Source organism: Kitasatospora sp. NPDC127060 (assembly GCF_042724935.1).
Classification (GTDB): Bacteria; Actinomycetota; Actinomycetes; order Streptomycetales; family Streptomycetaceae; genus Kitasatospora.
The window spans coordinates 115414-134594 of the sequence record NZ_JBHXEG010000007.1 but is presented as its reverse complement, the minus strand read 5'-3'; the positions used below and the strand labels follow the sequence as shown (position 1 = coordinate 134594).

The 19181-nt window shown below is 72.4% G+C and carries 16 protein-coding genes; 9 read left to right on the top strand and 7 right to left on the bottom strand.

Translation table 11 applies throughout. The annotated features are described in order from the left end of the window. Positions 1-252: 252 nt before the first annotated feature. Together ACFWIS_RS06820 and ACFWIS_RS06815 are read left to right on the top strand one after the other, a co-directional pair. Positions 253-2310, top strand: coding sequence for a thioredoxin domain-containing protein (locus ACFWIS_RS06820; RefSeq protein ID WP_380453809.1), 2058 nt, complete (start codon positions 253-255; stop codon positions 2308-2310). A 119-nt stretch (positions 2311-2429) separates the two neighbouring features. Next, entirely contained in the window at positions 2430-3296 is an 867-nt protein-coding gene (locus tag ACFWIS_RS06815; RefSeq protein WP_380453811.1) for a GNAT family N-acetyltransferase, read from the top strand. Between the two features lie 12 nt (positions 3297-3308). Here the strand turns inward: ACFWIS_RS06815 and ACFWIS_RS06810 are convergent, their stop codons facing one another. Continuing rightward, positions 3309-3680 carry a hypothetical protein gene (locus tag ACFWIS_RS06810; RefSeq protein ID WP_380453815.1) on the bottom strand — a complete coding sequence of 124 codons (372 nt, stop codon included), beginning with the start codon at positions 3678-3680 and terminating at the stop codon, positions 3309-3311. A gap of 85 nt (positions 3681-3765) precedes the next feature. Here ACFWIS_RS06810 and ACFWIS_RS06805 point away from each other — a divergent pair, with 85 nt between their 5' ends. Continuing rightward, positions 3766-5439 (top strand): alpha/beta hydrolase, encoded by a 1674-nt coding sequence (locus ACFWIS_RS06805; RefSeq protein ID WP_380453817.1) that lies wholly within the window; start codon positions 3766-3768, stop codon positions 5437-5439. 38 nt (positions 5440-5477) lie between these two features. Continuing rightward, positions 5478-6050 carry a hypothetical protein gene (locus tag ACFWIS_RS06800; RefSeq protein ID WP_380453819.1) on the top strand — a complete coding sequence of 191 codons (573 nt, stop codon included), beginning with the start codon at positions 5478-5480 and terminating at the stop codon, positions 6048-6050. A gap of 10 nt (positions 6051-6060) precedes the next feature. Here the strand turns inward: ACFWIS_RS06800 and ACFWIS_RS06795 are convergent, their stop codons facing one another. Next, entirely contained in the window at positions 6061-6987 is a 927-nt protein-coding gene (locus tag ACFWIS_RS06795; RefSeq protein ID WP_380453914.1) for a hypothetical protein, read from the bottom strand. Positions 6988-7240: 253 nt separating this feature from the next. Between ACFWIS_RS06795 and ACFWIS_RS06790 the strand changes: the two genes are divergently transcribed. Together ACFWIS_RS06790 and ACFWIS_RS06785 are read left to right on the top strand one after the other, a co-directional pair. After that, positions 7241-7900, top strand: coding sequence for a papain-like cysteine protease family protein (locus tag ACFWIS_RS06790; protein WP_380453821.1), 660 nt, complete (start codon positions 7241-7243; stop codon positions 7898-7900). 8 nt (positions 7901-7908) lie between these two features. After that, complete coding sequence (locus ACFWIS_RS06785; protein WP_380453823.1) at positions 7909-8757, top strand: hypothetical protein; 849 nt, start codon at positions 7909-7911, stop codon at positions 8755-8757. Positions 8758-8880: 123 nt separating this feature from the next. On the opposite strand, the gene ACFWIS_RS06780 is transcribed toward ACFWIS_RS06785, so the two are convergent. Next, complete coding sequence (locus ACFWIS_RS06780; RefSeq protein ID WP_380453825.1) at positions 8881-9537, bottom strand: TetR family transcriptional regulator; 657 nt, start codon at positions 9535-9537, stop codon at positions 8881-8883. An 8-nt stretch (positions 9538-9545) separates the two neighbouring features. Beyond that, positions 9546-11201: an MFS transporter gene (locus ACFWIS_RS06775; protein ID WP_380453827.1), complete on the bottom strand. Its 1656-nt coding sequence runs from the start codon at positions 11199-11201 to the stop codon at positions 9546-9548. 317 nt (positions 11202-11518) lie between these two features. Between ACFWIS_RS06775 and ACFWIS_RS06770 the strand changes: the two genes are divergently transcribed. Then, positions 11519-12115, top strand: coding sequence for a hypothetical protein (locus ACFWIS_RS06770; RefSeq protein ID WP_380453829.1), 597 nt, complete (start codon positions 11519-11521; stop codon positions 12113-12115). Here the strand turns inward: ACFWIS_RS06770 and ACFWIS_RS06765 are convergent. Then, positions 12086-12778: a hemolysin III family protein gene (locus ACFWIS_RS06765; protein ID WP_380453831.1), complete on the bottom strand. Its 693-nt coding sequence runs from the start codon at positions 12776-12778 to the stop codon at positions 12086-12088. The two genes, ACFWIS_RS06770 and ACFWIS_RS06765, sit on opposite strands and share 30 nt — an antisense overlap. Before the next feature lie 285 nt (positions 12779-13063). Here ACFWIS_RS06765 and ACFWIS_RS06760 point away from each other — a divergent pair, with 285 nt between their 5' ends. Further along, positions 13064-14893: a phosphoenolpyruvate carboxykinase (GTP) gene (locus ACFWIS_RS06760; protein WP_380453833.1), complete on the top strand. Its 1830-nt coding sequence runs from the start codon at positions 13064-13066 to the stop codon at positions 14891-14893. A gap of 256 nt (positions 14894-15149) precedes the next feature. Here ACFWIS_RS06760 and ACFWIS_RS06755 read toward each other — a convergent pair whose 3' ends face one another. Then, the gene (locus tag ACFWIS_RS06755) at positions 15150-16364 is read right to left on the bottom strand and encodes a pyridoxal phosphate-dependent aminotransferase (RefSeq protein ID WP_380453835.1); all 1215 of its coding nucleotides are present in this window, start codon (positions 16362-16364) and stop codon (positions 15150-15152) included. 269 nt (positions 16365-16633) lie between these two features. On the opposite strand from ACFWIS_RS06755, the gene ACFWIS_RS06750 reads away from it, so the two are divergent. After that, positions 16634-17350 (top strand): prepilin peptidase, encoded by a 717-nt coding sequence (locus tag ACFWIS_RS06750; RefSeq protein WP_380453837.1) that lies wholly within the window; start codon positions 16634-16636, stop codon positions 17348-17350. Between the two features lie 113 nt (positions 17351-17463). Here ACFWIS_RS06750 and ACFWIS_RS06745 read toward each other — a convergent pair whose 3' ends face one another. Continuing rightward, entirely contained in the window at positions 17464-19065 is a 1602-nt protein-coding gene (locus tag ACFWIS_RS06745; RefSeq protein WP_380453839.1) for a chitinase, read from the bottom strand. Positions 19066-19181: the final 116 nt, after the last annotated feature.

Below are 19181 nucleotides of genomic sequence, written 5' to 3'. Positions count from 1 at the left end.
TGCTCACGTGGACCTTCCGGGTCCGGGGGCGTCGGGCCGCACCCTGTCCGAGAACGCGCCCGGCAGAAGTGTCGGGGTGCCGCGGGTGGCCAGGACCGTGCTCCTGGCCACCGGCGCCGATCGGTCCGCTGCTTCTCCCGCCCCCTCACGTGCACCACCGACATCGAGGGCGGACCCAGCCCAGTGGTCGCTGTCCCGGAACTCGGATGCCAGGTGCAACGCCTGCGCCCCGGCTCGTGCGACGATGCCGGTATGAACCGGCTGGCCAACGCGACGTCCCCGTACCTGCTGCAGCATGCCGACAACCCGGTGGACTGGTGGCCCTGGGGGCCGGAGGCGTTCGCGGAGGCGGAGCGGCGTGGGGTGCCGGTGCTGCTGAGCGTCGGGTACGCGGCGTGTCACTGGTGCCATGTGATGGCGCACGAGAGTTTCGAGGACGCGGGGCTCGCCGGGTACCTGAACGAGCGGTTCGTCGCGGTCAAGGTGGACCGGGAGGAGCGGCCGGACGTCGACGCGGTGTACATGGAGGCCGTGCAGGCGGCGACCGGGCAGGGTGGTTGGCCGATGACGGTGTTCCTCACGCCCGACAAGGAGCCGTTCTACTTCGGGACGTACTTCCCGCCCAGCCCTCGGCACGGGATGCCGTCCTTCCGGCAGGTGCTGGAAGGCGTCGACGCGGCCTGGCGGGAGCGGCGGCAGGAAGTCGGTGAGGTCGCCGCGCGGATCAGGGCCGACCTGGCCGAGCGGGCCGCCGTCTACTCGGCGGGCTCCCACCACCCGCCCGCCGACGCCGACCTGCACCAGGCGCTGGTCGCGCTCAGCCGGGACTTCGACCAGGCCCGCGGCGGCTTCGGCGGGGCGCCCAAGTTCCCGCCGGCCATGGTGATCGAGTTCCTGCTGCGCCACCACGCCCGGACCGGCTCCGAGGCGGCGCTGGAGATGGCCGTCCGCACCGGTGAGGCGATGGCCCGGGGCGGCATCCACGACCAGCTCGGCGGCGGCTTCGCCCGGTACGCGGTGGACGCCGGCTGGGTGGTGCCGCACTTCGAGAAGATGCTGTACGACAACGCCCTGCTGCTGCGCGCCTACCTGCACCTGTGGCGGGCCACCGGGACCGGGCTGTGGCGGCGGGTCGCGCTGTCCACGGCCGACTTCCTGCTGCGCGAACTCCGCACGCCCGAAGGCGCGTTCGCCTCCGCACTGGACGCCGACAGTCTCGACGAGGAGAGCGGGGCCATGGCCGAGGGCGCCTACTACGCCTGGGAGCCAGGCCAGTTGGTCGACCTGCTCGGCCCCGCCGACGCGGCCACCGCCGCCCGGCTGTTCGCGGTGACCGCGGACGGGACCTTCGAGCACGGCACCTCCGTACTCCAACTCCTCGCCGAACCCGAGGACTTCGCCGAGTACGAGGAGATCCGGCGGCGGATGTCCGAGGCGCGGGCCGCCCGGCCCGCACCCGCCCGGGACGACAAGGTGGTCGCCGCCTGGAACGGCCTCGCCATCGCCGCCCTCGCCGAGACCGGCGCCCTGCTGGAGCGCCCCGACCTCGTCGAGGCCGCAGAACGCGCCGCCGACCTGCTGCTCGCCGTCCACCTCACCGCCGACGGGCGGCTGCTGCGCACCTCCCGGGACGGCCGGCCCGGCAACAACGCCGGTGTCCTGGAGGACTACGCGGACACCGCCGAGGGCTTCCTCGCGCTGTACGCCGTCACCGGCGAGGCCGAGTGGCTCCAACTGGCCGGCGGCCTGCTCGACACCGTGCTCAAGCACTTCACCGACGAGACCTCCGGCGCCCTGTACGACACCGCCGACGACGCCGAGGAACTCATCCGCCGCCCCCAGGACCCGACCGACAACGCCACCCCCTCCGGCTGGACCGCCGCCGCCGGAGCCCTCCTCGGTTACGCCGCGTACACCGGCTCCGACCGGCACCGCACCGCCGCCGAACGCGCCCTCGGCATCGTCGGCGCACTGGCCGGGCGGGCCCCGCGGTTCATCGGCTGGGGCCTGGCCGTCGCCGAGGCCCTGCTGGACGGGCCGCGCGAGATCGCCGTCGTCGGCCCGGCCGGCCACCCGGCCACCGCCGCACTGCGCCGGGTCGCCCTGCTCGGGACGGCGCCCGGTGCGGTCGTCGCGGTCGGCGAGCCGGGGGAGGCCGTGGCCGAGGTGCCGCTGCTGGCCGACCGGCCGCTGGTCGACGGGGCGCCCGCGGCCTACGTCTGCCGGCACTTCGCCTGCGAGACGCCCACCACCGACCCGGCGGTGCTCGGCGAGCGGCTCGGGGCCGTGCTCGAACAGTCCGGCTCGTAGCTCGGGGTCGTAGCTCTGGCTCGCGGCTCCCGCTCGTGGTTCCTGCTCGTGGTTCCTGCTCATAGATCCCGCTCGAATAATCGTTGGCGGGCGGCCGTCGAGCGGGGAGAGGATGGGTCATGACCTGGACCTTCAGCGCCTCGCTCGACGACTTCCGGGCCCACGCGGGAGCCTTCCTGGCCGGCCGCCCGGCGGAGAACACCGTCCTGCTCACCCTCACCCACCGGCTCGCCGAGGCCGGGCTCGACGTGTTCGGGGAACGGCCGCCGGTCTTCGGCTGGTGGCGGGCCGGGCCGGGCGGCCCGGTCCAGGGCGCCTTCCTGCGGACCCCGCCGTACGCCCACCGGCTCTCCTGCATGTCGGAGTCCCCGGCCGCCGAGCTGGCACGCGAACTGGCCGGTGCGGGGGGCGAGTTCGCCGAGGTGGTCGGGGTCGGCGGCGAAGCCGGCGCGGTCCGCGCCTTCGCCGGCGCCTGGACGGCCGCCACCGGCGCGGTCCGGTCCGGCGGCGTCGAGGAACGGCTCTACCGGCTCGGCGAGTTGACCGACCCGCCGCGCCCGCCCGCCGGCCGCCACCGGCTCGCCGTACCGGCCGACCGGGAACTGCTGATCCGCTGGTACCAGGAGTTCACGGTCGAGGCGAGGGTCCCGAAGAGCGCCAACGTGGCCCGGACGGTGGACGACCGGATCGCGGTCGGCGGCCTCCACCTCTGGGAGGACGGAGGCCACCCCGTCGCCATGGCCGGCGCCAGCCCCGTGCTCGCCGGAATGTCCCGCATCGGCCCGGTCTACACCCCGCGCGACCACCGCGGCCGCGGCTACGCCAGCGCCGCCACCGCCGCCGCTTCCGCCCACGCGCTCGCCCAGGGGGCGGTGGAGGTGCTGCTCTACACCGACCTCGCCAACCCGACCAGCAACTCCATCTACCAGCAGATCGGCTACCGGCCGGTGGAGGACTGCCTGGTGCTGGACTTCCGCGCGCCGTAGCGGAGTTACGCGTTACGCGTCCCTGGTGAGATGGACGCCGGTCACCCCGACCACCTTCGTCTCGAAGGGGTCGTGGACCGCAGTCGCAGACGCGGTCGGCGGCGGCAGGTGGTCGGCGTTCTGATAGCCCTGCGCGCAGGTGATCAGGTGGCCCCCGGCCGTCTTCATGTCCGTGGCGAGCCCGTCCAGCAGCGTCTTCCAGGCGCCGCTGCACCCCGTCAGCGCCGGGCCGCTCTGCCAACCGGTCAGGCTCCCGGCGGCTTTGCTGCTCGGCTCCGCGAGCTTCGCCGTCTCCTCGGGGACCTTCCCGGCAACCGTCAGCGCGTTGTTCCCGGCGGCCGTCAACTCGCCCGGCCTGACCGTGAATCCCGGATCCTGTCCCACTGATTCCCCCTACATCCGTGTCGGCCGCGGAGGTTATGGTAGCCGTGAGTGTCGGGGGAGACACTGGCCGCACAGGGGGACTGGGATGGACATCGCGAGCCTGAGGAACGCCACACTGGCGGACCTGTACGCGGCGGCGGGGGCGTACGACACACTCGCCAAGGCGTTCCAACAGCACGTCGGCGACTGGACGAGCGGAACCGCGGACCGCGTCCACGGCTCCCAGTGGACCGGGCCCTCGGCCGACGCCGCGCTGCCGGTGCTGGACGGCCTCACCGGCAACCTGCGGGCGGCGGCGACGGAACTCGGCCTCATCGGCAAGGAGATCCGCGACTGCGCCGACGCCATGTCGCTGGCCCAGGGCCGCCTCACCCAAGCACTGTCCGACGCCCAGGCCAAGGGCTTCTCGGTCAGCGACACCGGCGCGGTGAGCTGGCCCGCGTCGACCAACCCGTACCAGGCGCCGGATTGGGAAGCCAAGCAGAGGACGGCCGCCGACGGGATCAGCAAGCAGATCGCCAAGGCGCTGGCCGACGCGGACGAGGCCGACAGCAGCCTGACCGGCACGCTCAACAGGTTCGCGGGGCACGCCAAGGACAAGTCCGGGCTGGACGAGAAGACGGCCGGCGCCGATGCCTACCTGGACCAGTTCGGCGGCGCGTCCAACCCGATGTGGCAGCGGGGCATGCCGGGCAAGGACGCCACCCCGACGGAGGTCAACGCCTGGTGGAAGGGGCTCGGGCCGCAGGGCCAGCAGTGGTTCCTCAGCCACCACCCGGAGGTGCTCGGCAACCTCGACGGCGTTCCGGCGGAGGTGCGGGACAAGGTGAACCGGGAACAGCTGAAAGACCTGATGGCTCGCATACGGGGCAAGAAGCCGAACGAACTGAACTCCGCCGAGAAGCAGTTGGTCGCCCTGTACGGTCCCATTGACGCGCGCCTCACACAGCACAAGGGAGATCCACCGCTGTATCTGCTCGGGCTCGGTAGCGAGGGCCAGGGCCGGGCGGTCCTCTCGTACGGGAACCCGGACACCGCCACCGACATCTCCGCCTACGTGCCCGGGATCACCACCACCATGGCCAGTCTCGGGCAGGGGAAGAACGACGGGACCAATGAGGGCGAGAACGGACTGAACCTCTATCGCGCCGCGAGCAGGAAGGCGCCGGCCGGCCACTCAGTCGCCTCGGTCGTCTGGCTCGGCTATGACTCGCCGGGAATGGACCTCGGGGCCGCGTCGACCAAGGCGGGCAAGGACGGCGCCCCAGCGTACGCGAAGTTCCTCAGCGGAGTGCGGGCGAGTCACGAGGGCGTTCAGCCACCGCACATCACCTCGGTCGGACACAGCTACGGTTCGTACCTGGTCGGCCAGGCCACCAAACTGGCCACCCAGCCCGGATCGCACTTCGCGCCGCCTGACGACGTGGTCTTCATCGGCAGCCCCGGTGTCGGCGTGGACAGGGCCGCTGACCTCAAGATGCCCGCCGGTCACGTCTGGGTCGGTGCCGCCGACAACGACATCGTGACGCACGCTCCGTCGAAGCTCAGCCTCGACCCGGACGAGCGGTGGTACGGACGGGACCCGTCGAGCAAGCACTTCGGCGCGAACCGGTTCACCGTCGACGACTGGAGCCGCGGCGACCCCATCGACGCGCACACCAAGTACCTGAACGGGCGCGGCGGGCCCTCGCTGGACAACATCGCGGCCGTCGTCACGGGTAGCGGGGACGACGTGAAGCTGACGGGCCGGCGCGGGTGAAGCGGCCACGACGGCGGCTGGGCTGTGCGGTGGTAGCGGTGGTCGCACTGGCCGTCGGGGCCGGGCTCTTCTACGGCGGGTACGGACCGATGGGTCTGAAGGACCGGGAGGGCGCCCGCAACCCACGGGAGGTGAAGGCACAGCTCGACGGCACGCTGCAGGCTGCGATGGGAGCCATCGTCCCGCCGATGGCCTACTACGGCGGTTTCTACGCAGTGGACCGGGGACCGGAACACGCCGATGGCGAGCCGAATCTCCTGTCCAGCGTCAGGGAGGTGGTCTCGGCGCGGACGAAGGTGGCTCAGGCGAAGATCCCGGTGCTGCTGGACCGGATGACGCAGCTATGGGGCGATTGCAGGCGGTCCGACAGCACCGAGAGCAGCGTGGTGACGCACTACACCGAACTGCACTGTTCCGGACGTGGCGACGCCGTGTTCACGTTGACGGTGGTCAGTTCCACGACCGATTCGACCGTGCGGGTACTCATGAGCGCGGATGCCTTCGGGGTGCACTACCAGCCCGAGAAGGACTACGGCGCCCCTCCGATCGGCGAGCGACCGACCGGCCGCGACCCCGCGCCCGACGTCGACGACCCGTACTGGTCGCACTGACCGCCTCCGCTCATTCCCAGTCCCAGCGGATCCCCAGGATGCACGGGCGGACGGCGGTGGCCACCAGGTGGACGCAGTGGTGGCCGTCGAGGGTGAGTTCTTCCGTCTCGTAGGGGGTTTCGCCGGGGGCGCGGAGGGCGATGCGGTGGCAGCGGACGGGGAGGGCGGCGGGGTGGAAGGTGATCTGGAGGACGTACTGGCCGGCGCCGGAGTTGAAGCCGCGGATGTATTCGCAGGTGGGCGTGGGGGAGGGTGCGTCGTCGAAGCCGTAGCCGAGGAGGTGGGTGTCGCCGGCGCGGAGGCGGCGGTCGAGGAGGAGTTCGGCGGCGATCAGGTGGTGGGTCTGGTCGCGGCGGATGCGGCCGGGGCGGCAGTTCTCCTCGGCGCGGACGCCGACGAGGGTGGTGTCGCTGCCGGGGTCGCCCTGGTGGAGGGCGAGGTAGCGGTCGATGCCGTCGCGGTGGGCGCGCAGGGCGTGTTGGGAGTCGCGGCGGGTGAGTTGGCGGTCGGGGCCGATGCGGATGCGTTCGATGTGGGTGATGGTGTGGAGGCCGGTGTCGCGGGGGCCGGCGAGGGTGGCGAGGAGGTCGTCGACGGCGGTGGGCGGGGAGATCAGGTCGCGGTAGGGGCGTACGGGTGGTCCGGCGGCGGTGGCGGCGCGGCGGGGGCCGAGGAGCCGGGTGAGGGAGTGTTCGGGCAGGTCGAGGACGTCTTCGAGGGCGGCGACGGCGCGCAGTGATTCGGGGCGTTCGGGGCGGCGGCGGCCCTGCTGCCAGTAACTGAGGCTGGTGAGGCCGACGTTGACGCCGCGCAGGGCGAGGTGGCGGCGGATGCGGTGGAGCGCGAGGCCGCGGGTGGTGATGGCGGTGCGCAGGGCGTGGTGGAAGGGGCCGGTGCGCAGGGCGGCGGCGAGGTCGGCTTGGTCGCTCCGGTGGATGGCGGCCTCCTGGCGGGTGCGTACCGGTTTTGACCGTGAATATTCACATCCGGATGGCGGTTTGTCACCGGTCCGGGCAGCTCGCGCGGTGGTTCCCGGGGTGCCGTTCACATCCGTGCGGGCCCGTTCACACCGTGATCGGGCTCCTTCCGGGGGCGTTGACCGGCCTTCGTCTGCGGCGCGATGCTCGGGGCGCGATCCGGACCGCGCCCCCACACAGCACCTCGCTCCACTCGCAAGGAGGCATTCCCCCATGCCAGTTCCACGGATACGGCTGCGTCGCGCGGTCGCCCTGCTGGCCCTCGGCGTCCTCGGTCCGGCGCTGACCGCCGCGGTGGCCACCCCGGCGGTCGCCGCCCCCGCGAACGTCCACGGGCGACTCGCCCAGGTCCGCCAGGCGGCCGCGCCCGGCAGCACGGCCGACCTGGCCGGCACGTACAAGAAGCTCAACATCACCATGCAGCAGCAACAGCAGACCAACTGGTGCTGGGCGGCGAGCGGGAACACCATCGCCTCCTGGTTCGGCTACAACTACAGCCAGAACCAGTTCTGCAACGCCGCGTTCGGCCGCTCGATCGACTCCAGCTGCCCCAACAGCCAGGCCTCGCTGGCGGACGTGCAGAACGGGCTGGACTGGGTCGGCATCAATCCGGGTTCGTACGTCACCGGCTACCTGCGCTACAGCACCGTGCAGTCGGAGGTGGACGCCAACCGGCCGGTCGAGACGCGCATCCAGTGGAGTTCGGGCGGCGGTCACATGCACGTCGTGTACGGCTACGACACCGGCAACAACTGGGTCTACTGGGGCGACCCGTGGCCGTCCAACTACCGCTACAACTGGGCGGATTACTGGTACTACGTGAACAACGACACGTTCTCGTGGACCCACTCCCTGTACCGGATCGGCGCGTGAGGACGACCATGACCGAGCTCAGCAAGGCCCGTCGGGCCGCCGTCACCGCGTTGTTCGCCGCCGGCCTCGCGCTGGCGCTCGCCCCGGCCGCGCACGCCGACGCCCCGGCCCAGGGCGCCCCCGCACCGGTGCCCGCCGCCGACCTGGCCCGGGCCCGCAGCGCCGTCCAGGACCCGTCGGTGCTCGACAAGGTGGGTCACTTCTTCGCCCGCAAGGGCGTCCCGCCGACCCAGCAGCTGACCATCGGCGCCGCCGAGGAGGCGAAGGCGGCCGGCGACGCGGCGCCCCGGCTGGCCGGGGACACCGTGCCGGTCTACACCCTGGATGCCGGCTTCGTGGCCGGCACCCCGGGCGCGCCGGTGGCGAAGGCGGAGTTCACGGCCAGCAAGGTGGTCGCGGCGGACGGGCAGACCGCCTCGGTTTGGACCGTCCGCCAGGGCGATGCCTGGCGGGTCGTCAACATCGCCTCCGGCGGCGACGAGAGCGACTACGCGGCGAAGGCGGCCGACAGCGGTGGCGGTACGGCCTTCCGGGAGCCGCAGGTCAACGCCTGGTACGTGCTGCGCGACGACCGGGTGCTGCCGCTGGACGACGAGGCCCGGCGCTCGGTGGGCGCGGGCGGGGTGTCGCTGGCCGCGTACCAGCAGCTGGTGCACCAGCGGTACGGGGACAAGCTGCCCGGCTCGGCGTACGACCGGGACGGCAAGGGCGGCGGGTACCCGCTGAACGCCGCGGCGGACACGGCGGCGGTGGGTGGCGACTCGGCGGTCCCGGCCCTGACGGCGGCCGCGGCGCTGGGCGCCACCGCGCTGGTGGGTGCCGGCGCGGTGCTGCGGCGGAGGCGGAGCACCCGTTGACGCGGACCACCCGCTGACGCGGAGCACCCGCTGACGCGGAGCACCCGCTGACGGTGGGAATCACCCGCTGACCCCGGACGGGGCCCGGCTCGTCGAGCCGGGCCCCGTCGACGCGTCCGCCGCTCACACCCCGGCGAAGCCGCTCTCCAGCAGCGCGTAGGTGTGGTCGACCAGTTCCGCGATGTCCTCCCGCCCGTTGCCCGCCGCCCAGCGCAGCACCGCCTCGGTGGTGGCCGCGCCGAGGGCGGCGGAGGTGACCCGCATGTCGTAGGTCGGTTCCTCGACGCCGGCCCGCCGGGTCAGCACGGTGAGGAAGAGCTCCTGGGGGCTGCTGCCGCTGCGGGAGAGCCCGGCGCGCAGCGCGGGGACCTCGGTGACCAGTCGCATCCGGGTGACCATCTCCTGCCGGTCGTGTTCGAGCAGGTCGTGGATCAGCCCGATCAGCACGGTCCGGCAGGACTGCAGGAAGGGCTCGTCGGCGGGGCGCTCCAGCAGGGCGTCGATGATCACCGGGTCGTACTCGTCGGTGAGGACCAGGTCGTCCTTGGTGGCGAAGTAGCGGAAGAAGGTGGAGGGGGAGATCTCGGCAGCGGCGGCGATCTGCTCCACCGTGGTGTTCTCGTAGCCCTGTGCGGAGAACAGCCGGTACGCCTCGCGGCGCACGGTCTGCCGGGTCTTCAGCTTCTTGCGCTCGCGCAGCGACAGCGGCGCTTCCAACAGGGCCTGGACCGGGTTGGCCGGGGCGCCCGGGAGGGCCGCGGTCGGCTGCGAGGTGTTCATGGACCCGATTATCCGTGGTCCCCGGTGGCGGTGGTCCCGGGCTGCTCCGCCGCGGCGCCGGTGGGCGCGGGACCGTCGGTCGTGGGCGCGGGGTTGTCGTCGGCCGTGGCGCCGCCCGGCATCCGGGCCGCGACCAGCACCGCCGAGAGCACCGCGACCAGCCCGGCGACCAGCAGCACCACCCCCATGCCGTGCACGTACGCCGCGTGGGCGGCGGCGCCGAGCGCGGGCCGTCCGGTCTCCCGGGCGACCGCCTCGGCGGCGACCACCGACTTCCCGGCCCGGTGCGCGGCCTCCGCGGACAGCCCGCCGGTGTCCAGCGCGCCGCGGTACGCCCCGGCGGCCAGGCTGCCGAAGGCGGCGATTCCGATCGCGCCGCCGACCTGCCGCAGGGTCTGGAGCAGTCCGGAGCCGATGCCGGCCCGAGCGGGCGGCAGGGTGATCAGGGCGGAGGCCTGGGCGGTGATCAGGGCGAGGCCCATGCCAAGGCCGAGGACGGTGAGCCAGGTCGCGGCCCGCCCGTACCCGTCCGAGACGGCGGTTCGGCTGCCGAAAAGCAGGGCGGCGGCGAGCAGGGCCAGGCCGAGGGTGATGACGGCGCGGGTGCCGAGCCGCTCGACCAGCCGTTCGCTGAGCTTGGCGGCGATCAGCAGGCCGAGCATCATCGGCATCAGTCGCAGCCCGGAGCCGAGGGCGTCGGTGCCGAGCACGCTCTGGAAGTAGAGCGGCAGGACGAAGAAGGCGCCGAACAGGACGAGCGAGATCAGGGTGGCGGCGGCGGAGGACCAACGGAAGGCGGGGTCGGCCAGCAGGGCGAGGTCGAGCATCGGCTCGCGTTGGCGGCGGCTGCGCAGGACCAGGGCGGTGAGCAGCAGCAGCGAGCCGATCAGGGTGGTGAGGACCAGGGGGTCGGACCAGCCGCGGTCGGAGCCCTCGATGATGCCGTAGGTGAGCGCGCCGAGGCCGGTGGCGGCGAGCGCGGTGCCGGTCAGGTCCATCCGGGGTGCGGCGGGGTTGCGGGTCTCGGGCAGCAGCAGGACGCAGGCGACGACGCCGATCACGGTCAGCGGGATGTTGACCGCGAAGACCGAGCCCCACCAGAAGTGCTGGAGCAGGAGGCCCCCGATGAGCGGCCCGAGCGGGGCGCCGCCGGCGATCGCGGCAGTGAGGATCGCGGTGGCCTTGCGCCGCTCGCCAACTGGGAAGATCCCGGAGATGACCGCGAGCGACATCGGCATGACGAGCGCGGCGGCCAGGCCCATCGCGGCGCGGGCGGCGATCAGGGTGCCGGGGGAGTCGGTGAGCATCCCGATGGCGGAGGCGAGTCCGAACAGGGCGAGGCCGGTGGTGAGGGTGCGGCGGCGCCCGTAGCGGTCGCCGAGCAGGCCGGCTGGGAGCATCACGGCGGCGAAGACCACGGTGTAGGCGTCGACGATCCACTGCTGCTGGCCGGTGGTGGCCTGCAACTGCGAGGCCAGGGTGGGCAGGGCGACGTTGAGGATCGTCATGTCGAAGCTGATCACCAGGACGCTCAGGGCGACGGCGACCAGGGCGAGCCACCGGCGCGGGTCCGCGACCCCGGCGGCGTGAGTGGGCGGGGCGGGCGACGCGGACGATGCGGGCGGTACGGGCGGTACGGGCGGTACGGGCGGTGCGGTGGACACGGCAGCCTCCAGGCCCTCTGAGGGAGTCTCTCTCAAATGAGAGTAACTCTCAAAAGGTGGCGACCGTCAATGTGAAAGTAGGGTGGCCATTCGATCACTCTGTGCAATGTGTCCTGGAAGTGCCGCTTCCGCACAAGGAATTGACGCAACGTTGATCTGTCGTTCGCCGCCCCGGGGCAGTGCCGGGTGACTGTCGGTAGATACCATGTGGCAATCGGTCAGTGCTGGCCGGACGCGTGCCGAGAGCGGAGAAGGGGTGGGGCGGCAGGAGCCGACCACGAGCCCGGCGCCGGGAAAGGCGGGAAAGGGGAGCCGAAGTGGCGGACAGTGACGACAGCCGGGCGAGTGCCCGGACGTGGGGCGCGGTCGTGGTGGTGGGTGCCGCGCTGGCCGTGGTCGCGGCCTATCTGATCAAGGGCCCGCCGCTGGTCCTCGTGGTCGCCGGGGTCGAGACGCTGCTGCTGATGGGGTACGTCGGCCGGCGCTGGCGGGCGATGCACCGGCAGGCCTCCCCGGCCGGTCACCGGCCCCGGCGCGGCATCCCGGACGCCGCCCACTGCGAGCGCTGCCGCCGGGCGCGCGAGGCGCTGGACGCCCGGCAGGCACGGGGGCGGATGGTGTCGGCCGCCTGGGCGGTGCGCCCGGAGGTCGAGTCGGAGCTGCCGGAGCCGCTGGAGTCGGCGGAGGCGGTGCACCCGCACTCCCCGGGTTCCCCGCAGTCCCCGAGCTCCCCGCAGCCGCCGCAGTCGGCGCCGGACGGTGCCGAGCACCCGTCGTACCCGCGCCGCCCGCAGGGTCGGGCCGGGTACGAGCGGCCCTGGACGGCCGAACGGGCGGCCACCCGGTCCGCGGACCGGACGACCGCCCGTCGGGGGGCGCCGGGTTCAGCCGGCCACGCTGTACGCCACCAGTGAGACGCCGACGTACTGCACGATGAAGGCGCCGAGGGTGAAGGCGTGGAACACCTCGTGGAAGCCGAACCAGCGCGGTGAGGGGTTGGGCCGCTTGAGCCCGTACACCACGCCGCCGATGCTGTAGAGCACCCCACCGACGATCATCAGCACCAGCACGGCGACCCCGCCGGCGCGCAGGAAGTCCGGCAGGAAGAAGGCGGCGGCCCAGCCCAGCGCGATGTACACGGGGGTGTACAGCCAGCGCGGCGCGCCGACCCAGAACACCCGGAAGGCTATCCCGGCAAGCGCACCGCCCCAGGCGACCCAGAGCAGTATCTGCTGGTCGGCGCCCTTGAGCAGCAGCATGGTGAACGGGGTGTAGGTGCCCGCGATGATCAGGAAGATGTTCGCGTGGTCCAGCCGCCGGAGCACGGCGTCCCCGCGCGGGCCCCAGTCGAAGCGGTGGTACACCGCGCTGACCCCGAAGAGCAGCCAGGCGCTGATCGAGTAGATCGCGCAGGCGATCTTGGCCGGTGTGGAGTCGGCCAGGCAGATCAGCACGATCCCGGCGGCGACGGTGGCGGGGAACATCCCGGCGTGCAGCCAGCCGCGCCACTTCGGCTTGCCCTCCCGGCCCTCGGCCGGATCCTCCCCAGTGCTCTCCGCGAGCGCAGCAGCAGTCATGTGCAGCATGTTACCCGCTACCTACGGAACCGTAGGTTACTGATGCGTAATGAAGTGGCGCTCATCACTCTTGGACGTTTTGGAGCAATTGGAGTGTGGCGCCGCGCACTCCGTCCCGGAGGTTCATGGCCGACTACTGGCCGGTAATCATACTTACTGTAGTAAAAGATGCGTCAATTTCGCCGGAGTGCCGCGTTGAGGCCCAGAACCCGGAGCTACGCTGCAAGCACCCTCAGACCCCCGCAACGCCGTCTCCTCGCCGAGACGGCGTGAAACGGAGCGATCGTGTCGTACGAGATCTCTGCTCTCAGCGCATCCGCGCCCACCCGCCACAAGCAGCTGCTCGCTTGGGTGAGCGAGATCGCCGAGCTCACCCAGCCGGACCGCATCGAGTGGTGCGACGGTTCCGACGAGGAGTACCAGCGCCTCGCGGACCTGCTGGTGGCGCAGGGCACCTTCAAGAAGCTGAACGAGGAGAAGCGCCCCAACTCCTACTACGCCGCCTCGGACCCTTCGGACGTGGCGCGCGTAGAGGACCGCACCTTCATCTGCTCCGAGCAGGAGAAGGACGCCGGACCGACCAACCACTGGAAGGCCCCCGCCGAGATGCGGGCCGTCTTCCAGGGCGAGCAGGGCCTGTTCCGTGGCGCGATGAAGGGCCGCACGATGTACGTCGTGCCCTTCTCGATGGGCCCGGTCGGCTCCCCGCTGGCCGCGTACGGCGTCGAGATCACCGACTCCGCCTACGTCGCGGTGTCGATGCGCGTGATGACCCGCATGGGCCAGGCCGTGCTCGACCAGCTCGGCGAGGACGGGGACTTCGTCAAGGCCGTCCACACCGTCGGCGCCCCGCTGGCCGCGGGTGAGGCGGACGTCCCGTGGCCGTGCAACAGCACCAAGTACATCTCGCACTTCCCGGAGACCAAGGAGATCTGGTCCTTCGGCTCCGGCTACGGCGGCAACGCGCTGCTCGGCAAGAAGTGCTACGCGCTGCGCATCGCCTCGACCATGGCCCGCGACGAGGGCTGGCTGGCCGAGCACATGCTGATCCTGAAGCTCACCCCGCCGTCCGGCGAGGTCAAGTACGTCGCGGCGGCCTTCCCGTCGGCCTGCGGCAAGACCAACCTGGCCATGCTCCAGCCGACCATCCCGGGCTGGAAGGTCGAGACCATCGGCGACGACATCGCTTGGATGCGGTTCAACAAGGAGGACGGCCGCCTCTACGCGATCAACCCCGAGGCGGGCTTCTTCGGCGTCGCCCCCGGCACCGGCGTGGACACCAACGCCAACGCCATCGACACCCTCTGGGGCAACACCGTCTTCACCAACGTCGCCCTCACCGACGACGGCGACGTGTGGTGGGAGGGCCTCACCGAGGAGCCCCCGGCGCACCTCATCGACTGGCGCGGCAACGACTGGACCCCTGAGTCCGGCACCCCGGCCGCCCACCCGAACGCCCGCTTCGCCGTCCCGGCCGCGCAGTGCCCGACCATCGCCCCGGAGTGGGAGGACCAGGCGGGCGTGCCGATCTCGGCGATCCTGTTCGGCGGTCGCCGGGCCACCGCCGTCCCGCTGGTGACCGAGTCCTTCGACTGGCAGCACGGCGTCTTCCTGGGGGCCAACATCGCCTCCGAGAAGACCGCCGCGGCCGAGGGCACCGTCGGCGAGCTGCGCCGCGACCCGTTCGCGATGCTGCCGTTCTGCGGCTACAACATGGGCGACTACTTCGCCCACTGGCTGAAGGTCGGCGCCCAGGCGGACGCCGCCAAGCTGCCGAAGATCTACTACGTCAACTGGTTCCGCAAGAACGCCGAGGGCAAGTTCGTCTGGCCCGGCTACGGCGAGAACAGCCGCGTGCTCAAGTGGATCGTCGAGCGCCTGGAGGGCACCGCCGAGGGGGTCGAGACCCCGATCGGCGTGCTGCCGAAGGTCGACGGCTTCGACCTGGGTGACCTGAAGCTGTCCGAGGAGGACCTCGACCTGCTCTTCACCGTGGACGCCGACATCTGGCGCCAGGAGGCCGCGCTGGTGCCGGCCCACCTGGAGCTGTTCGGCGACCACACCCCGAAGGAGCTGTGGGACGAGTACCGGAGCCTGGTCGCGCGCCTCGGCTGAGCCTGAGCCTGAGCCTGAGCCTTAGCCTCAGTCTCAGTCGAGCGAGAGGCCGGCGCGCGGCACGAACCGCGCGCCGGCCGAGCGATGGGACGGCCGGAGTTCCGCCGGGTGGTCTTTCCCCGACCAAGGAGACCGCCCGGGCCGGGACTCCGGCCGTAGTGTTTTCCGCTCCACCGGGTCCTCCGGCCGGGTGCGGCCGCTACGGGTGGGCGTGGCCCCTCCGGCCTGGTGCGGCCGCTACGGCCGGGCGTGGCCCCTACGGCTGGGCGTAGCCGCTGAGGAACTCGCCGATCCTGGTCACCGCGTCGGTGATCTCCTCCGGCCGGGGCAGCGTGACCAGCCGGAAGTGGTCCGGCTCGGGCCAGTTGAAGCCGGTGCCCTGGACCAGCAGGATGCGCTCGGAGCGCAGCAGGTCCAGCACCATCTGGGCGTCGTCCTTGATCTTGTAGACCTTGGGGTCCAGCCGGGGGAAGGCGTACAGCGCGCCCTTGGGCTTGACGCAGCTCACCCCGGGGATCGCGTTGAGCAGCTCGTACGCGGCGTCGCGGGAGGCGAGCAGCCGGCCGCCGGGCAGCACCAGGTCCTTGATCGACTGCCGTCCGCCGAGCGCGGCGGCCACCGCGTGCTGGGCGGGCATGTTGGCGCACAGCCGCATCGAGGCGAGCACGGTCAGGCCCTCGACGTAGCTGTGGGCGCGCTGGCGGTCGCCGGAGAGCACCATCCAGCCGGAGCGGAAGCCGGCCACCCGGTACGCCTTGGACAGTCCGTTGAAGGTGACGCAGAAGAGGTCCGGGGCCAGGGTGGCCAGTGGGACGTGCTCGGCGTCGTCGTAGAGGATCTTGTCGTAGATCTCGTCCGCGTAGACCACCAGCTGGTGCCGGCGGGCGATCTCGGCGATGCCCTCCAGCACCTCGCGCGGGTAGACCGCGCCGGTCGGGTTGTTCGGGTTGATCACCACGATGGCCCTGGTCCGGTCGGTGACCCTGGACTCGATGTCGGCGAGGTCCGGGTACCACTCGGACTGCTCGTCGCAGCGGTAGTGCACCGCGGTGCCGCCGGCGAGCGAGACCGAGGCGGTCCACAGCGGGTAGTCCGGAGCCGGGACGAGTACCTCGTCGCCGTCGTCCAGCAGCGCGGTCATGGCGAGCTGGATCAGCTCGGAGACGCCGTTGCCGAGGAAGACGTCGTCGACGGAGAGCCCGTGCAGCCCGCGCTCCTCGTAGTGCATGACCACGGCGCGGCGGGCCGAGAGCAGGCCCTTGGAGTCGCCGTACCCGTGCGCGTTCGCGAGGTTGCGCAGGATGTCCTGGAGGATCTCCGGGGGTGCCTCGAAGCCGAAGGTGGCGGGGTTGCCGGTGTTGAGCTTGAGGATGCGGTGGCCCTGTTCCTCCAGCCGCATCGCCTCGTCGAGCACCGGGCCGCGGATGTCGTAGCAGACGTTGGCGAGCTTGCTGGACTGGATGACCTGCATGCCTGCCTACTTTAGGGGCTCGCCGGGGCCCCGGGCGGGGCGTTCGGGGGCACGGCTCGCGAGGCCCGGAAGGGCCCCCTTGGATCGGCAGGCGGTGGCCTCGGGCGGCCTTTCAAACCGATGGCTCGATGTCCGGAATGCTCATGTATGCGAGGAGCGCCATCCGGATCCCGAACGGATTCCGGTGCGGAACGAGACGGACGGCACACCGACAGCCCGCTCCGGACGGGAAGATGGGGCCCGGTGCGTCGACGAGGAGGGGAGTGCCGGTGGTGGTGGTCGTGGCCGGGGCGGTGCTGGTCGGACTCCTGGTGGCTCCGCTGCTGCGTGCGCTGGTCGCCCGCTTCGCCGTGCCCGAGGGCGAACCCTGGTGCGGGGCCTGCCCGTTGTGCGGCCGCGCGGTGGGGGCCGCACTGCCGCCGACCGGGCGCTGCCCGGGCTGCCGCGGCCGGCTCGGCCCCGGGGCGGGAGCGGTCGAGGCGGTCGCGGCGGTGGTCGCGGTCGCGGTGGCGTACGCGGCGGACGGGCCGCAGACGGCGGCGCTGGCCTGGGCGGGCGGGCTCGGGGTGGCCCTCGGCTTCACGGACGCCCGGGTGCGCCGACTGCCCTACCGGCTGACCGGGCCGCTGCTGGCCGGGGTGGCCGCACTGCTGGCGGTGGCGGCGCTGGCCGAGGGGCGCCCCGGGGTGCTGCTGCGCTGCCTGCTGGTCGCGCTGGCCGTCGGGGCGCTGCTCGAAGTCGCCGTCCAGATCGGCGCGTTGGGCCCGGGCGATTCACCGCTCGGGCTCGCCCTGGGCGGGCTGCTCGGCTGGTACGGCTGGCGGGTGGCGATCGGCGGGCTGGTCGCCGCGGTGCTGCTCGCCGGGCTGTGGGGCACCCTGCGGGTCGCCGCCCTGCTGGTCCGCCGCCGCCCGTGGCGCGGCCTCGAAGTCCCGGTCGGCCCCTTCCTGCTGCTGGGCGCGCTCACCGCGGTGCTGGCCCGGTAGTACGGAAGGGGCCCGCCGTACCGGAACCGGTACGGCGGGCCCCGCCGTCGGCGCGCCGGCCCCACCCTCAAGGAGCTGCGCGCCGAGGGGAGTTGCGGCTCGGCGGACAGCCCTCAGGGCATCTTGTGGACGAACGGGCCGACCGCGTTCGAGAAGGCGTTGCCGTTGTTGGCGTCCCAGTTGGTGGACCAGGTCATCGCGCCCCGGATGGTGGGCCACTTGGCCGGCGGCACGAAGCTGCCGCAGTTGTTGCCGGTGGCCAGGCAGTTGAGCGCGTTGTTCACCACCGACGGGTCGACGTAGCCGCCGCCCGCCGCCTTGCCGGAGGCGGGGACCCCGATGCCCACCTGGTCGGGCCGCAGACCGCCCTGGATGTGGGTGCAGACCTGCGAGGTGATGAAGTCGATCGTGCCCTGGTTGTAGACCTTGCCGTCGCAGCCGTTCATGCCGCCCGAGTTGTAGAACTGGGTGTTGACGACGGTCAGGATGTCCTTGGTGTTCAGCGCCAGCTGGAAGTAGGCGCCGGCGGTGCTGTACATCCCGATGGTCTCGGGGGCCATGGTCAGCACGAAGCCGGGTCCGACCTTGGCCTGCAGGGCGTGCAGCGCGTCGCCCAGCGGTCCGGCCTGGACGCCGTTCTCCAGGTCGACGTCGACGCCGTCGAAGCCGTAGTCCTTGATGATCGCGGAGGCGCTGTCGGCGAAGTTCGCCCCGGCGGTGGCGTCGCCGACGGTGATCGCGCCGTTCTGGCCGCCGATGGAGAGGACGACCTTCTTGCCGGCCGCCTGCTTGGCCTTGATGTCGGCGCGGAACTGGGCGTCGGTGTAGCCGCCGAGCGCCTTGGACAGGCCCGGGTCCAGGGTGAAGCTGATCGCGCCGGTCCGGGTCGGCACGGCGTCGGCGAAGGAGACCGCGATGATGTCGTACGCGTTCTGGACGTCGCTCAGGCGCTGCGGGGTGGAGCCGTTGTCGAAGTTCTGCCAGTAGCCGGTGAGCGCGTGCGCCGGCAGGCCGGTGGTCGGCGGGGTGGTGGCGGTCGGGGTCGCGGTCGGGGTGGCCGTGGGGGTCGGCGTCGCGGTGGGGGTCTGGGTGGGCGTCGCCGTACCGGTCGGGGAGGCGGTGGCGGTCGGCGTCGGGGTCGGCGTCCTGCTGGGGGTGGCCGTCGGCGAGGGGGTGGCGGTGCCGCCCGGGCCGACCAGCGCGACGTCGTCGGCGAGGTAGGCGCCCTGTCCGTACCAGCCGTGCAGGTAGACCGTGACGCTGGTGGCGTTCGCCCCGGTGGTGAAGGTGCTGGAGAGCTGGTTCCAGCTGTTCTGGTTCGACCAGGCGGACGGGTCGGTGCCGCCGGTGCCGCGCGCCCCGAGGTAGACGTACGGGCCCTGCACCCAGGCGCTGAGGGTGTAGCTGGTGTTGGGCAGCACGCTGATGGTCTGGACGCACTCGGCGGTGTCGCCCGCGCCCGGGGTGGCCTGCAGCGCACCGCTGCCGGAGTGCACCGGCGAGGACACCGCGGTCGCGCCGCCGGTGCAGGTCCAGCCGCCGAGTCCGCTCTCGAAACCGCCGTCGGTGACCAGGTTGCCGTCGGCCGCACTGGCGCCGCCGGCGAAGAGGGCGAGGCCGCCGCCCGCCAGGGCGAGGGCGGTGGCGCCGGCCGCGAGGGCCGGGAGGGGGCTGCGCCGGCGCCGGTGCGCGGGCTGGTTCGGCGTACGGGCCATGGGTGACGCTCCTGGGGAAGGAGCGGCCGCCGCGGTGGGGGGCGCGGCGGCCGCGTGTGGGGGAGGGGAGGTCCGCAGGTGACTCCTGGAGGCGGGGTTGTTTCGTTCCGCCTCGG